Below are 14,201 nucleotides of genomic sequence, written 5' to 3' on the forward strand. Positions count from 1 at the left end.
CTCACCCGGCTTTCTGCGAAAGCAGACCTCTCCCTATGGGAGAGGGGACCCGCGCGGGTTTCTGAAGCGGCCGGGCCGACCCGGCCGGGATCGCGCGCACTCATGCCCAGTACACCGCGAGCGCCGCCCGCAGCCCCAGGCCCGCCAGCAGCGCCGAGAGGGCGAGCATCGCGAGGTCGAGGGAGCGGCCCCGCCAGCCGGTCCACTCGCGCAGGATGCTGCGCAGGCCGATCGGGGCGTGGATCGCCGCCGCCAGCACGAAGACCGCGTAGAACAGGAGGAAGCCGAGGTTGCCCTGCGTCCGCCCCAGGATCTCGCCGGCCGTCAGCCCGCCCCGCACGGCGTAGAGGATCGTGCCGAGATGGACCGCCACCGTGAGCGCCAGGATCGCGGCGGTGCCGCGCTGGGCGAGGTAGAGGAGCGGGCTCATCCGCGCCTCCAGAAGCGGCGCAGCGCCGCCTTGCCGGTCTCGCGCTTCAGCCCGGCGATGGCGAAGGTGGGGCTGAGGCCCTTCGGGCAGTGCTCGGTGCAGCTCATGTGGCTGTGGCAGGAATGGCAGCCCGCATCCCCCGCGACCGCGCCGAGCCGCGCCGCCTGCCCGCGGTCGCGCACGTCGTTGACGAGCGTCCAGGCCCGGTTGAGGGCGGCCGGCCCGAGATAATCGGGGTTCCAGGTCACGAGATCGCAGGCCGCGTAGCAGACGCCGCAATTGATGCACTCGATGCCGGCATCGACCTCCTGCCGCTCGGGCGATTCCGGCGGCACCGCCGCGAAGTCGTCGGGCGGGTTCTCGCCGGGCTCGAAATAGCCGTGGGCCCGGCGCCACTTCTCGAAGAAGGGCTCCATGTCGACGGCGAGATCCTTCACCACCGGCAGGTTGCGCAGGGGCTCCAGCAGCAGCTCGCCCTCGGGCGCCACGGCGGCGACGCGGGTGCGGCAGGTCCAGCGCGGGCGCCCGTTCACCGTCATGCCGCAGGAGCCGCACATGCCGACCCGGCAGGCGAAGCGGTAGGCCAGCGTCGGATCCTGGTCGCGCTGGATCTCGGTGACGACGTCGAGCACCGTCTGGTTGGCGCGGCGCGGCACGGCGTAGTCCTGCACGCCGTCCCCGCGCCGGACGCGCACCCGCAGCGCCTCGGTCGCGCCCTCGGCCGCGGCGGCCGGATCGACCGGCGCCGTCACCGGGCGGCCTCGGCGCCGCCCGCGGGGAAGAACAGCTCGTCCTCGGCGCTCGCCTTGGCCGAGACCAGGCCGGCGCGGTTCATGTAGGCGAGGTAGGCGAGCATGCGCTGCGGCTTCGTCGTCCAGGCGTTCTGCGGCGCCAGGATGATGGCGACCGCCTCCTCCCGCGAGAGCTTCGAGCCCTCCGCCTTGATCCAGAGGTCGGCGGCCTTGCCCGGATCGTCGCGGATCAGCTTCAGGCTGTCCTCCAGCGCGGCCACGAAGGCCGCCGTGACCTTCGGGTTCGCCGTGACGAAGCGGCTCGACGCCCAGACGAGGTTGAAGGTGTGGGGCCCGCCCATCACGTCGTAGCTGTCGAGCACCTTGCGGGCGCGCGGATCCTTCAGCTCCAGCTCCTGGAAGGGTGGCGAGCCGAAATGCGCGGTGATCTCCGAGCGGCCGCCCATCATCGCGGTCTGCGCGTCGGGATGGCCCATCGAGACGGTGAGCGGGTCGAGCTTGCCCTGCTGGCCCGCGCCGAAGGCCTGCTCGGCGGCCATCTGCAGGGTGATCGCCTGGATCGAGGTCTTGGCGGTGGGCAGCGCGATCTTGTCCTTCGCGCCAAAATCCTTGATCGACTTGACGTCCGGGTTGACCGTGACGAGCCAGAGCGGCATCGCGTTCAGCGCGGCCACGCCCTTGACCTTGATGTTGCTCTGTGTGCGGCCCCAGATCGTCAGGAACGGGCCGACGCCGCCCGAGGCGAGGTCGAGGTTGCCCGAGAGCAGGGCCTCGTTCATGCCCGAGCCGCCGGTGAAGCGCAGCCACTCGGCCTTCAGGTCGAGGCCGCGGGCCTTGCCCTGCTTCTCCAGCAGGCCCTCCTCCTCCATCACCGTCAGCGGCAGGTAGGAGATGCCGAACTGCTTGGCGAGCCGGACGGTCGAGACTTCGGCCCGGGCGGCGCCGAGCGCCCCCCAGAGGACCGCGACCGTGCCGACGAGCCGGACGATGCTCCGTGCCGTCATGGCGTTCCCTCACCCGTTCTGTGCGCCGATCTGTGCGACCCGTCGGCGTCGTTGCGAGGATACGCCCGGGTCGGGGCGTGTCAACACTCATATGTCTTATATATGTTTTGCCCGGCGGGGCGGATCCCTGCAGGGGCCCGGCGGGCGCGTTAGCCTCGAGGCGACGACGCGGTGCGCCTCGCGGTGATACGCGGTGGAGGACGCGGTGACGACGCGGTGACGACGCGGTGGCGGTTCGGCGAACGGCCACGCGGGCGTCGAAGGGGAGCATCGGAGCCGATCGCCGCGCCCGCATCCTGGGCGCCGTGAAAGGGCCCCGGGACGCGGGTCGCGCGGATTCGGCGGGCCGGTCAGGCCTGCATGCCCCAGCGCCGGATGGTGTGGCGCTCGATCGTCTGGAAGATCAGGTTCTCGACCACGAGGCCGATCAGGATCACGGTGAGGAGTCCGGCGAACACGTTCGGGATATCGAGCATGTTCTTGTTCTCGAAGATGAACCAGCCGAGGCCGCCCGATCCCGAGGACACGCCGAAGACCAGCTCCGCCGCGATGAGCGTGCGCCACGCGAAGGCCCAGCCGACCTTCAGGCCGGTGAGGATCGACGGGAAGGCCGCCGGGATCAGGATCTTGCGGATCAGCCCCGCGCCGCTGAGCCCGTAGTTGCGCCCGACCATCTTCAGCGTGCGGCTGACCGAGAGGAAGCCCGAATGGGTGTTGAGCGCGATCGCCCAGGTCACGGAGTGCACCAGCACGAAGACGAGGCTGCCGTTGCCAAGTCCGAACCAGATCAGCGCCAGCGGCAGGAGCGCGATGGCCGGCAGCGGGTTCAGCATCGACGTCATGGTCTCGAGGAAGTCGGTGCCGATCCGCGAGGCGATGGCGATGCCCGTGAGCACGGTGGCCAGCAGGATGCCGAGGCCGTAGCCGACCAGCAGGATCTTCACCGAGCCCCAGGCGCGCAGCGGCAGGGTGCCGTCCGCCACGCCGCGGAAGAAGGCCCCGAGCGTCGCCGAGAAGGTGGGGAAGAGCAGGTCGTTGTCGAGGTAGCGCCCGTAGGCCTCCCAGATCAGCGCCAGCACGGCCAGGATCAGGATCTTGCGCAGCCAGCCCTGGTTGTAGAGCAGCTCCAGCGTCGAGAGCGGCTTCTCGACCACGGTGCCGCCCATCGGGCCGGTGCGGTCGCGGACGATCTCCGGCCGGGCAGGCGCGGACAGGGAGGAGGGCGCGGACATGGTGCCGGCCTCCGCGAGGGCGTTCGCGCTAGACATTCTCCGCCTCCTTGATCTCCTCGGCGAACAGCATCTGCTGGATGCGGCTCTCCAGCTCGGCCTGCTCGATGACGGAGCCGGCGCTGTTGAGCTCGGCCTTCACCTCGCCGGGATGGGGCGAGAGCAGGAGGATGCGCGAGCCGATCTTGATCGCCTCGGGGATGGAGTGGGTGACGAACAGGACCGTGAAGCGGGTCTCCTCCCACAGCATCAGCAGCTCGTCCTGCATCTTGCGGCGGGTGAGCGCGTCGAGCGCCGCGAAGGGCTCGTCCATCAGCAGGATGTCGGGCTCCATCGCCATGCCGCGCGCGATGGCGACGCGCTGCTTCATGCCGCCCGAGAGCATGTGCGGGTAGCTGTCGGCGAACTTGGTGAGGTTGACCTTGTCGATATAGGCCATCGCCCGCTCCTCGGCGGCCCGTCCCGTGAGGCGGCCCGAGGCTTCGAGGGCGAAGATTACGTTCTGCTTGACCGTCTTCCAGGGCAGGAGCTGGTCGAACTCCTGGAAGACCATCATCCGGTCGGGGCCGGGGCCCGTGACGGGCCGGCCCTTGAGCCGGATCTCGCCCTCGGTCGGGGGCATGTAGCCGCCCACCGCCTTGAGCAGGGTCGACTTCCCGCAGCCTGAGGGGCCCAGCAGGACGAAGCGATCGCCCGGCAGGACGTCGAAGCTGACCCGGTAGGTCGCCGTGATCAGGTGATGCGGCGTCTTGTACTGCAGCGTGACGCCGTCCACCTGCAGCAATGCTTCCTTCAAGCCCATACGCTCCTCCCTGCGCCGCGGCTCAGGCCGCGATCTTCTGCGAGCTATGTCTTGTTCCGTCGTGGTCCGGTTCCGCGCCTCGGCCGTTCGGCTCTCCTGGATCCCGGGCGATACCTCCACCGCCCGGCCCCGACGTCGGTTCCGCCGTGCCGATTCCGGCCCTTCCGGATCCGGGTGGCGTTCCCGTATCCCGACGACCATCCTCCGCGCACAGCGCCGGATCCCCACCCTCCATAACAACCACCGACGTCAGCAGCAAGATCATATATCATATATAAGAGATGTTGTACTTGGCCCATGTGGCCGCGAGCGCTGTCGGACGCATATGTTCGCAGAGCGCAAGACGGGACGGGCTGGGTTTTGATCGTGGGGAGCCGACAGAACGGACGGGCAGAGACGTCACCCGGCCGCATGACGGCGGCAGTGAAGGAGCTACGGCACACCGTCCGACGAGGGGCACCGGCAAGTGGCCTCCTGAGCACGGGGCCCATGGATGGAGGCGACGCTGGCGGTTCGGCCTGGCGGCGGGTTAGAGCGGGTCGGTCAAGAACCGATGAATCACGATCCGAGCGTGCGGGCGATGCGGGGCTTCATGCACGGGTCTGGATCGACCTGATGTGCGAGGCGACGGGATGCATTGCATGCCGTGAGGGGCACGGTCGAACAGCCAGCCTGCCGTCCAGGTGTCGTGTACGTTGCCGGCCGTGATGAGAGCCGACAGAACGAAGCCGCGGGAGCAGTCGAGCACGTAGCGCATGATCCCCAGACCTTCTTCTTGCCGTCCATGCCCTGCACCCCGGCCTGCGACCCAGACACGTTACGGGTCGACGATTGCAGTCTTGGACTGGGCCGGTCGGCCGCGTCAGCAGGGCGGGGGTCTCTGGCCAGATCCGTTGGCCCGGAAGCGGTCGTGCCACGTGCATACCGTCTCCCAGGGACCAAAGTCGGACGGCAGGCAGCGCCAGGGACAGCCGGTCCTCTCCCAGGTGCAGGCGAGCGTTGACCATCTCACGCCGCCGCCAGCGGATCGTAGCCTGCCAGCAGCGGCGCCACCCTCGTCCACTGCGCGTCCGTCACGTCACTCGAGGAGCGACTACACTGACCCCGGTAAGTCTCACGATTTGCGTCCGTCCACCGCGGCTTCTCCTCACGAAGCCAACGCGCCACTCTCCAGCCCAATCAAACAGACTCTGAGATACGCTCCGCGTGGAGAGTAGCGTATCGTTCGACTGCGTACGAGCCGGATTACTTAGCCTGTGGTCGAGTAAGCTCAGTCGATCGTTCAAGCGCCGCATACATCCTACGATCGCAAGAGTCGCGCGCGATCATATGTATCGGGCTTATGAAACGATGCTGATTAGAAAGCTGGTGCTGCGAGAGAGGATTGAACTCTCGACCTCTTCATTACCAATGAAGTGCTCTACCACTGAGCTACCGCAGCAAGCGGGTCGTTGGAGCGCCTCGTCTGGTGCTGCCGTCGACGAGAGGGGCTTTAACGGATCGGCTGTGGCTTGGCAATCCGCTTCCGTCACACATTTCGCCGACGGGACAACTTTTCGACGAGCCCATGCAGCCCGGAATCCCGGCCGTCAACGTCACACCTTTCTGGTGTCGCCGGGATCCTTGTGCCGCTTCAGTGTGGCGCGGATGATCGCGGCGAGGCCCGGCTCGTTCACAGCCTCGGCGGCGTCGGCGGGGCTGAACCACCGCAGTTCGCGCTGGTGCTGCTCCGGCCACCGAGAGAGTTGTTTGCGAACCTCCAGTGGGAAAACCTTTACTTGGCACAGAACCGAACCACGGTTCTTCAGGCGCTTCTCGTAGAGGTAAAAGCCGAGTGGGCGCTTGCCGATCTGCCCGACGAGGCCGGCCTCCTCGTAGGCCTCGCGCGCCGCCGCCTCGTACGGCTTCCGGCCTTTCATCGGCCAGCCTTTCGGAATGACCCAGCGCCGGCTCTCCCGCGACGTGACGAGCAGCACGGCGGTCTCGCCGTCGTCACCGCGCTGGAAGGGCAGCGCGCCGATCTGTCGGCGCGCAGTCCGCTCCTCGTCATCAGTCGTCGTCACCATGAACGTCACCAGACCGGGAAGACCGGAGAGCGACGCATCACCGGCTCCACGATGAACGATCCCGGCGTGAGGGGTGGGTGTGCATGACCTGCATCCTACCTGTATCGAGGCTATCGGTGCGAGGACTCGGATCGAGGCTCATCCTGGATCAGGCGATGCGGCGTGCGTCCGCCTGGACGGGTGTCGCGGCGGGGTGCTGCGAGGGACCTGGAACCGGCAGGACCACCGGGCTGGCGGCTCCGACGACAGGCTGTGCCTCTTCGATGACGGCTGGCGATCGGTCCGCCGCCGCGGCGGGCGATGCATCGAGCGCATTCGACTCGACGCTCGCCTCTGTCGGTCCCGTCAGAGCGTTCGGCGGTTCACGCCACGCGAACGCGTCAAGGCGGCCGGTGACGGGGGAGATCGGCGCCCAAGTCTCCGAGACGACGCTGTCGGCGATCCACAGCGGATCACGCGGAGCATGGGCGGCGCGTGCGAGCCACTCACGCGCCCGGCCCGAGCCGGCACCGTGCTCGGCTTCCTCGATCCGGGCCATCAGCAAGCAGGTGCGCACGGTCGGGCGCTCGTTGAGGAGCGGTTTCAGCGCGTCGCGGGCCTGCACGAAATCGCGCGCGTCCAGCGCGGCCTGCGCCACGGCGAGGCGTGCCTCGGGGTGCCAGGACGAGAGTTTGGCCAGCGTTTCGGCGCGGGCGAGCCGGTCGCGCACGGAGTCGCCCGTCCTGAGGCCGAGATAGACCTTGGCGAGATCGGGATGCGGGTTCGCCTTCCAGGCGGCCTCCAAGATCTTCGACGCTTTGCGCAGGTCCCCGCGGCGGGCGAGCAGGCGGCCGGCGATGCAGGCGGCGGGCACAAGGTCGGGCGAGAGCTTCACGGCCTGCATGGCACGCTCCAACGCCGCCTCCGGCTCGCCGGCCTCTCGGCGCTGGGCTCCCGCCGTGAGCAGGACGGCGCGCTGGCGGCGCGCCACGCTCTTGTCGAGCAGGCCCAACGAGCCGCGCCGCTCCACGGTCTCGAGGGCTCCAGACCAGTCGCCGTCGGCGCACTGCGCCTCAAGCACGGCTTCGTTGGCCCAGGTCACACTGGGAGCGAGGCGGGCCGCCTCGACCGCGTAGGCGCGGGCCGCAGTCTCGTCCTCGCGGCGGCGCGCCTCGACGAACAGCCCGCGCAGGCCGAGCACGCGCGTCTCCGGATCGTCCGCCATGCGCTGGAACGCGTTCTCGGCCGCCTCCCGGTCGCCCGAGATCTGCGCAGCCTGCGCCTTGAGCAGGAGCGTCAGCGGTTCAGGTCCGAGCAGGCGTTCGGCGTCGCTCGCGTGGCGGCGCGCAGCCAGCGGGTCACCGGAGCCGACCGCCACCATCCCGCGCGAGAGCGCCGTGAACCCCTTCGCCCGGCGCCGCTCGCGCGAGCCGCGGACCAGGATCTCCGGCAGGCCGATGACGCCGCGCACGACCGCCCACAGGAGACCGATCGCGACGGCGGCCACGAGGACCCCGACCAGCCCGATCGCCAGGCTGGTGGCGACCTCGTAGCCGTTCCACACGATGGTCACGGTGCCGGGCCGATCGGCGATCCAGACCGCCCCGAAGGCAGCCAGGGCGAGAAGGGCCAGAAAGGCGAGGGCACGCCACATCGATTGAATACTCCTGTGGGCGCTGCCGGGACGCGCCGCGCGGATGGACAACGAGATTTCGGCCGGGCCGATACTGGGGCGCTCGCCCGGTCTCAGGGCCCGGCAGGAAGGGTCTTGAACGCGTCGGATAGGAGGGCGCGGGCGGCCTGCGCGGCCGCATTGCGGGCTTTGAGCTTCTCACCGAAGGGACCGGCCTCGGCCTTGGCCTCCTGCGGGAGGCCCTCGAACGCCGTAACCGCGTCCTGCAAGGCGCCGCGGTCCAGCGCAGCCTGTACCTTCTCCACCGGATTCTCGCCGGCGGGTCGGCCGCCTGAGGCCGGTGGCGCATCGACCCGGCGCACCTGAACGATCGAATCAGCCATGCTAAGAAGCTTCGCCTTGATGTCACCGTTCTCGGCGACGCTCCGAGCCTCGGAGGCCCGACGCGCCGCGGCAGCCTTCTCGGCCACCGGGCGGAACTCGGCGGCGAGCTGGGCCGTGGTCGGCGCCCCCGCCTCGGCAAACGGCGCCAGCGCGTCGAGACGGGCAGAATCGCCGGTCTCGAGCTTGCGCAGCGTGGTCAGCGGCTCGGCGTAGGGCGCACCGGTTGAGAGCGCGGTCGCGACCCTGTCGGCCGCGACGACCCTGAGGGCGGCCTGCACGGTCGCGGCCTCCGCCCGCTGTCCGACCGCCTTGTCGAGGGCCGCGATCTTGTCAGCCTGCTCGTGCTGCGCGCGCTCAAGCGCACGCGTCGTCTCCTGCGCCTGCGTGCGTCCGGCCTCGGCCGCCTGCTGGCTCGCCTGCGTGGCCTTCTCCACGGCCTCGGTCGCGCTCTTTACCCGCTCATCCAGAGCCTGCTGGAGGGCATCGAGGCGCTGCCCGAGGGTACGGTCAGCCTCCGCATTCGCCGTGGTGCGGCTCTCGACGTCGGCCTGGAGGGCGGCGATGCGCTGATCGAGTTCCTGCGGAGGCGCCGCGGCCTTGTCTTCGAGCGCCTTCAACCGGTCCGGAACGCCGGCGAACTCCGGCGCCGGCTGCACGGCGGCCTGACCGTCCTTGCCGGGCTCCTCCTGAAGGGCCGAGACGCGCTGGTCGAGGCTATCGAGGCGAGCCAAGACGTCTGCCGGCAGCGCCGGCGCGGCTCCGCGATCACCCTCGGCGGACGGACCGCCCTGTTGGCCAGCCTGTGCGAGCGCCTGCTTGGCGGTTGCCTCGGCAGCCTTCACCGCCTCGGGAAGCGACTTCAGGGCCGTTTCAGTGCCAGAGACGCGCTTGTCGAGGGCTGTGAGCGCGTCGCGCGGCGCGAGACCCGCGATGCGTTGCTCCAGCGCCGCAACCCGCCCATCCTCGCGCGGCGGGAGCAGCCCGGCGCGGTCGGCTCCGAAAAGTAGGCCCGCACCGATCACGCCGCCGAGCAGACCGGCAGCCGCCATCGATCCGAAGCCGGCGCCGCCCCGCGCCGCCTCGGCGGCCGGGGCCGCCTTCGGGATCGGGCTCGCGGCGGATGCGGGCTTCGGGCCGTCCTTGGATGCGTCCCTGCCGGGCTCGGTCCTCGCGCCCGTCGGAGCGGCGCCGCCCTTGGCGGCTTCCGCCGGATCGGGAACGCGCTTGGCCTTCAGGTCCAGAATAGGGCCGTCCGTGACGTTTCCGCCGGCCCGGAACGGCTCGGCCTTGGCGGCGCCGGGCTTTGTGTCGGCGGATTTGGGATCGACGGGTTTGGCCTCGCCCGGCTTGCCGACGGGCTCGGGCTTGAGCGTGCCGGATGCCGTCGACGCCGACGAGCCCGCGCCAGGGGTCGCCGCCTTGGTGGGCTCGCTCCGGGCTGCGCCCGCTCCCAGAGGTGAGCCAGCGGGCATGCCGGGACGCGCCGACTCGACCGGCGCGGTCTCGGGCTTCGGCGGCTCGGCCGCCGCCTTGGCGGTGGGGGTGGTCCCGCCCGTCGGCGCCGGTCCGGAGGGCCTTCCGGCCTGTGGCGTGGACGAACCGGAGGGCTTCCCCTCCGCCTTCGGAGCATCCTTCTGGTCGGGCTTGCCCGGCTCGGGCCTGACGTCTGGACGGGGCTGCTGGCCGGCGATGCCGGGCTTGGCCGCTTCGGCACCCGTGCCGCTTGCCTTGTCGCCGCCCTTCTCGCCACCCTTGCCGGGCGCGGTCGGGTTCGGGCGGTTCGCGTCGTTGGATGGTGGCTTCACGGGCCGTCTCTCTCCAGTCTCAGCGGTTCGACCGCCGGGCGGATGCCGCCGCAGCCGGCGCACCCGGCCGCGCTTGGCCGCCGTCCTAACACCGCGGGCTCGGCGCGCGCGAGCCCTTCCACGACACGCGCGTTACGGCGTCAGTCCAGACCCGCCAGGAGATCGTCCTCGCGGGGCCGCCTCGGCACGAAATGGATCGGAATGCCCGCCGCTGCCAGGGGGACGGCCACGTCTTCCGACAGGCAGTAATGTCGAATTGATCCGAAAGGTTCGGCCAGACCCGCATCCCCGGCGAGGACAAGCGCCGTCGCGGCGCTGCGGCGGGAGTAATGGAGAGCTGCGTCGAGGGGCGATTCGGTACCGCCGAGCGCGGCCGCGACCGGGGGCGGCAGCACGGCGACCGGCTCGGCGGCGTAGACGATCTCGACCTGCACGTCGTAGCCCGCGCGCACGAGCGTTGCGGCCGGCTCCGCCTTGCGCTCCGCCCCGGCGAGGTGAAGCAGGCGCGCGCCGGGCGGCAGCGCCTCGGCGACTAGCCGGGCGAGCGCGGCGGCGTCTCCCGCTCCCGCGCGCACCGGTCCGAGGCCGGCGCGCGTCGCGGCCTCTGCCGTGCGCGCGCCCACCGCGAAGACCGCCGTGCCGGCGAGCCGCGCGACTGCGGCCGCGTCCAGGGCGTCGAGGCCGTTCCCGCTCGTGAGAAGGAGGCCGGCGAAGGGCCCCTCCGGGAGGCGGGTGCCGGTGGGACGGCTGACCAAGACGGGCGCGACGAGCGGCCGGTGCCCGCGATCGCGCAGCCGGGCCGCCGTGCGCGCGGCGCCGGGCTCCGGTCGGGCGACCCAGATCCGCATCGCGTCAGGTTTCGAGGGTGAGGCGCACCGCGTGGCGTGCCTCCATGCCCGGTGGCAGCAGGCGCTGCGAATCGCGCTCCGCGAGGTCGCCCGAGAAGTCGGCCCAGTCGGCGTGACCCGTCCAGCACTCGAGCGACAGGAACGGCGCGGTGGGCTTGGTCCAGACGGCGAGATGGGGAAAATCCTCGACCTCCATGCGAATCGCCCGGCCGTCCGGACCGGCGAAGCGCATCGCGCGGCTCGCGGCGTTTCGGAATACCAGCGCCTCCGTGAAGATCGCCGGGTCCAGGGGCAAGGTATCGCCCTGCAGCGGGACCGGCCGCTCGTTGCGCAACAGCAGTCCGCCAGCGCCGACCTCCGGGACGGTGGCGCGCTCCGCCCTCTCGAAAACCACGGCGTAGTCGCCGGTCGAGCGGGCGCCGCCCGCGAAGGGCCAGGGGAAGGCGGGGTGGAAGCCCAGCGCGTAGGGCAGGGGCTCGGCACCCGGGTTGGCCACAGTGACGGCGAAGTCGAGGCACGCTGCGCGGACCCGGGTCTCGACGTCGAGGCGAAAGGCGAAGGGGTAGTGTCGCCGCGTCTCAGGCCCGTCGGCGAGCCGCAAGGTGACGGCGTCGTCCGCGCGTGCCACGACGGTGAACGGCAGGTCGCGCGCGAACCCGTGCTGCGCCATTGGGTAGGGCTGCCCGTCGACGCGGACCGCGCCGTTTGCGGAGGCGCCGACGACGGGGAAGAGCCAGGGGGCGTGCCGGTTCCAATGCTCCGGGTCGCCGGTCCAGAGATATTCTCGGTCGCCGACCTTCCAGGAGACCGGCTCGGCGCCGTCGAGCGCAATGCGAGCCGCGGTGCCGCCGGGGCCTCTCAGGTCGATCGTCTCGCGCATCGCCGATCCTCTCTGTGTACGTCCGGCTCAGTATAGGTCCGCACGGCGCGGCTTCATCACCCGGCCCCGCGAACGCCGTCTCACGCCGCCGGGGCGATCCCGGGCAGAACGGCGCCGGGCGGGCCCGCGGCGACGACGCGGCCCGCCTCGAGCACGTAAACCGTGTCGACCCGCTCCAGCGTCGTGAGGCGGTGAGCGATCATGACGAGCGTGCGCGTGCCGGCCAGCTCCCGCAGGGAGCGCATCACCGCGGCCTCCGTCTCGCCGTCGAGAGCCGAGGTCGCCTCGTCGAATACGAGTACGTCCGGCTCGTGGTACAGCGCCCGGGCGATGCCGATGCGCTGGCGCTGCCCGCCGCTGAGGCGCGCGCCACGTTCGCCGACCCGGGTGGCGTAGCCCTCGGGCAGGGCGGCTACGAAGCCTTCGAGCCCCGCGATCCGCGCGGCGCGCTCCACCCGGGTGGGATCCGGCTCGTCGAGGCCGAGCGCGATGTTCTCGGCGATCGTGCCGTCCACTAGGAACACGTCCTGCGGCACGTAGCCGACGCGATTCTGCCAAGCTCTCAGGGTGTCGGGCGAGAGGCCGACGCCGTCCACCGCGATCCGGCCGGCGCTGGGGGCCAGGATGCCGAGCAGCAGGCCGACCAGTGTGGACTTGCCCGACCCCGTGCGGCCGACGATGCCGACCGCCGTCCCTGCCGGAACAACCAGGTCGATGCCGGAGAGGGTCGGGCGACCGGGTTCGTAGTCGAAGCGGACGGCCTCGAAGCGCAGGGACTCGCGAAAGGGCAGGCGCCGCGAATCGCGCGGGGCTCGGACCGGCTCGTCGCCGAGCTCGTCCACGATCAGCCGCGCGGCCGGCAGGGTGAAGCGCAGCAGCGCCAACGCGTTGAAGATGTTCTGGAAAGCCGGCAGCATGCGGTAGCCCGCGAAGGCGAACAGGCCGAGCAGCGGCAGGATGCCCGCGGTATCGAGACCCTGCGCCAGGGCGAACAGTACCACCACGATCACGCCGCCGAAGGCCAGCGCCTCGATGACGAAGCGCGGCAATTGCCCGGTCACGTGGCTTGCGGCGCTGTCTCGTGCGAAGGCCCGGGCCGGCCCGTCGAACCGCGCCGCGAAACCCTCGGCACGGCCGTAGAGCTTGAGTTCCGTCAGCGCGCCCAGCGTCTCCTGGACGACGCGGAAGCGCGTCTCGTTGTCGGCCACCGATCGCGCCCCGATCCGGGCGAGGCGGGCGCGGACGAAGAGGTAGATCCCGACATAAAGCCCTCCGAAGCCGCCGCCGAGCACGAGCGCGAGGCCGGGCGCGTAGAGGAGCAGGAAGCCGATGACGGCCAGCGCCGAAGTGGCGCGCGAAGCGATCACGGTGAGCGGCGTCAGCACACCGATCACCACCCGGTCGGTCTCGCTTAGCACGTTCTTGGCGAGTTCGGCGCTGTTGGCCTGCGCGAAGAACAGGCGCTCCCGGTCGAGGTAGCGAAACAGCAGGCGCCGGGCGAGGCCGTAGCCCGTCAGATGGGTGAACAGCAGCTGCGCGTAGGTCAGAGCCGCATTGGCCGCCGCTGTGGTGAGGATCGCGAGGAGCGCCGCTAGGCCGGTGGCGATGAGGAAGGCGCGCGGGCCGGCTAGCCCGAGCCCATCGCGCAGGGCCGCGAGATAGGGAAGTCTGTCGGCGGCAGCCGGATCCCCGACCAGCGTCAGGAACGGGATCACGGAGGCGACCCCGATCACCTCCAGGAGCGCCGTAGCGGCGAGTCCCAGCGCGATCAGCGCGAGGCGCCGCCGCTCCTCGGGCTGGAGCGCGCGCAGGAGGTCTCTCAGCGTGCGTATGGACGGGTGTGGCGATGGGGCGGGCATCCGGCCAGCGCTTAAAGAGCGCCGCCGGGCCTGTCCACGCGCGGGGGCCTCAGCCGACCTGCTTCAGTGAATCGAGGTCCACCGTGCCGTTCTGGCTCGCGAAGCTCACCGTGCCGCCGCTCTGCTGCTGCACGCCGCTGATACGGTGGTCGCCACTGTCGTAGGTCGTGGTCTTGCCCTCGCGCTCAACCAGGAGGCGGTGCTTCTCGGGAAAGAACGCGTAGCGCAGCCCGTTCTGCCCCCCGCTGCTTGCCGGGCTGCCGAGATCCTCCGGCCACCAGGGCTCGGCGCCCTTCATCGGCTTCATCGGTTCCATGGGCTTCATCGGTTCCATGGGCCTCATCGGTTCCATCGTCTGTCCTCCGGTGGTGATCCGGGGAGACGCGGGCGCGGCGGTTTGGTTGCACATGGGACATCGGCACGGCGCGGAAGCGATCCGCCGTTCCGCAAGCCGAAATGCTGGTTTGGAAGGCGTGTGGCGCGGGCGACGGGGCTCGAACCCGCGACCTCCGGCGTGACAGGCCGGCACT

The 14,201-nt window shown here is 70.7% G+C and carries 12 protein-coding genes, 1 tRNA gene and 1 pseudogene; all 14 read right to left on the bottom strand.

Annotation, left to right across the window (positions count from 1 at the left end):
* Window positions 1–100 precede the first annotated feature (100 nt).
* Window positions 101–430 carry a succinate dehydrogenase gene (locus tag AX737_RS23210; RefSeq protein ID WP_066925418.1) on the bottom strand — a complete coding sequence of 110 codons (330 nt, stop codon included), beginning with the start codon at window positions 428–430 and terminating at the stop codon, window positions 101–103.
* Window positions 427–1,182, bottom strand: coding sequence for a succinate dehydrogenase/fumarate reductase iron-sulfur subunit (locus tag AX737_RS23215; RefSeq protein WP_066925421.1), 756 nt, complete (start codon window positions 1,180–1,182; stop codon window positions 427–429). The genes AX737_RS23210 and AX737_RS23215 overlap by 4 nt, the downstream gene beginning before the upstream one ends.
* Window positions 1,179–2,186 carry an ABC transporter substrate-binding protein gene (locus AX737_RS23220; protein WP_066925424.1) on the bottom strand — a complete coding sequence of 336 codons (1,008 nt, stop codon included), beginning with the start codon at window positions 2,184–2,186 and terminating at the stop codon, window positions 1,179–1,181. The genes AX737_RS23215 and AX737_RS23220 overlap by 4 nt, the downstream gene beginning before the upstream one ends.
* A 350-nt stretch (window positions 2,187–2,536) precedes the next feature.
* The gene (locus tag AX737_RS23225; protein ID WP_156453911.1) at window positions 2,537–3,418 is read right to left on the bottom strand and encodes an ABC transporter permease; all 882 of its coding nucleotides are present in this window, start codon (window positions 3,416–3,418) and stop codon (window positions 2,537–2,539) included.
* A gap of 28 nt (window positions 3,419–3,446) precedes the next feature.
* Window positions 3,447–4,217, bottom strand: a complete 771-nt coding sequence (locus AX737_RS23230) for an ABC transporter ATP-binding protein (RefSeq protein ID WP_066925429.1) — start codon at window positions 4,215–4,217, stop codon at window positions 3,447–3,449.
* Window positions 4,218–4,869: 652 nt separating this feature from the next.
* Window positions 4,870–5,384 (bottom strand): annotated as a pseudogene (locus tag AX737_RS32435) (transposase); the annotation flags it as partial.
* A 199-nt stretch (window positions 5,385–5,583) separates the two neighbouring features.
* Window positions 5,584–5,658 (bottom strand) — tRNA-Thr (locus AX737_RS23235).
* 154 nt (window positions 5,659–5,812) lie between these two features.
* Entirely contained in the window at window positions 5,813–6,283 is a 471-nt protein-coding gene (locus AX737_RS23240) for an NUDIX hydrolase (protein WP_066925444.1), read from the bottom strand.
* 148 nt (window positions 6,284–6,431) lie between these two features.
* Complete coding sequence (locus tag AX737_RS23245; protein ID WP_066925432.1) at window positions 6,432–7,916, bottom strand: heme biosynthesis HemY N-terminal domain-containing protein; 1,485 nt, start codon at window positions 7,914–7,916, stop codon at window positions 6,432–6,434.
* A gap of 92 nt (window positions 7,917–8,008) precedes the next feature.
* On the bottom strand, window positions 8,009–10,084 hold the full coding sequence (locus tag AX737_RS23250) for a translation initiation factor 2 (protein ID WP_238229904.1): 2,076 nt from the start codon (window positions 10,082–10,084) through the stop codon (window positions 8,009–8,011).
* Between the two features lie 140 nt (window positions 10,085–10,224).
* Entirely contained in the window at window positions 10,225–10,932 is a 708-nt protein-coding gene (locus AX737_RS23255; RefSeq protein ID WP_066925435.1) for a uroporphyrinogen-III synthase, read from the bottom strand.
* A 4-nt stretch (window positions 10,933–10,936) separates the two neighbouring features.
* Window positions 10,937–11,812: an aldose 1-epimerase family protein gene (locus AX737_RS23260; protein ID WP_066925438.1), complete on the bottom strand. Its 876-nt coding sequence runs from the start codon at window positions 11,810–11,812 to the stop codon at window positions 10,937–10,939.
* An 80-nt stretch (window positions 11,813–11,892) separates the two neighbouring features.
* Window positions 11,893–13,644 carry an ABC transporter ATP-binding protein gene (locus tag AX737_RS23265; RefSeq protein ID WP_066925449.1) on the bottom strand — a complete coding sequence of 584 codons (1,752 nt, stop codon included), beginning with the start codon at window positions 13,642–13,644 and terminating at the stop codon, window positions 11,893–11,895.
* Between the two features lie 76 nt (window positions 13,645–13,720).
* Window positions 13,721–13,987, bottom strand: a complete 267-nt coding sequence (locus AX737_RS23270) for a hypothetical protein (protein ID WP_156453910.1) — start codon at window positions 13,985–13,987, stop codon at window positions 13,721–13,723.
* Window positions 13,988–14,201 lie beyond the last annotated feature (214 nt).

Origin of the sequence: Methylobacterium sp. CCH5-D2, assembly GCF_001556475.1 — a bacterium.
Lineage (GTDB): Bacteria > Pseudomonadota > Alphaproteobacteria > Rhizobiales > Beijerinckiaceae > Methylobacterium > Methylobacterium hispanicum.

Bases quoted from the DNA above. Each gene is read 5' to 3' on its own strand.
- AX737_RS23210 (WP_066925418.1), bottom strand. From the start codon at position 430: ATGAGCCCGCTCCTCTACCTCGCCCAGCGCGGCACCGCCGCGATCCTG.
- AX737_RS23220 (WP_066925424.1), bottom strand. From the start codon at position 2,186: ATGACGGCACGGAGCATCGTCCGGCTCGTCGGCACGGTCGCGGTCCTC.
- AX737_RS23225 (WP_156453911.1), bottom strand. From the start codon at position 3,418: ATGTCCGCGCCCTCCTCCCTGTCCGCGCCTGCCCGGCCGGAGATCGTC.
- AX737_RS23230 (WP_066925429.1), bottom strand. From the start codon at position 4,217: ATGGGCTTGAAGGAAGCATTGCTGCAGGTGGACGGCGTCACGCTGCAG.
- AX737_RS23240 (WP_066925444.1), bottom strand. From the start codon at position 6,283: ATGGTGACGACGACTGATGACGAGGAGCGGACTGCGCGCCGACAGATC.
- AX737_RS23245 (WP_066925432.1), bottom strand. From the start codon at position 7,916: ATGTGGCGTGCCCTCGCCTTTCTGGCCCTTCTCGCCCTGGCTGCCTTC.
- AX737_RS23255 (WP_066925435.1), bottom strand. From the start codon at position 10,932: ATGCGGATCTGGGTCGCCCGACCGGAGCCCGGCGCCGCGCGCACGGCG.
- AX737_RS23260 (WP_066925438.1), bottom strand. From the start codon at position 11,812: ATGCGCGAGACGATCGACCTGAGAGGCCCCGGCGGCACCGCGGCTCGC.
- AX737_RS23270 (WP_156453910.1), bottom strand. From the start codon at position 13,987: ATGGAACCGATGAAGCCGATGAAGGGCGCCGAGCCCTGGTGGCCGGAG.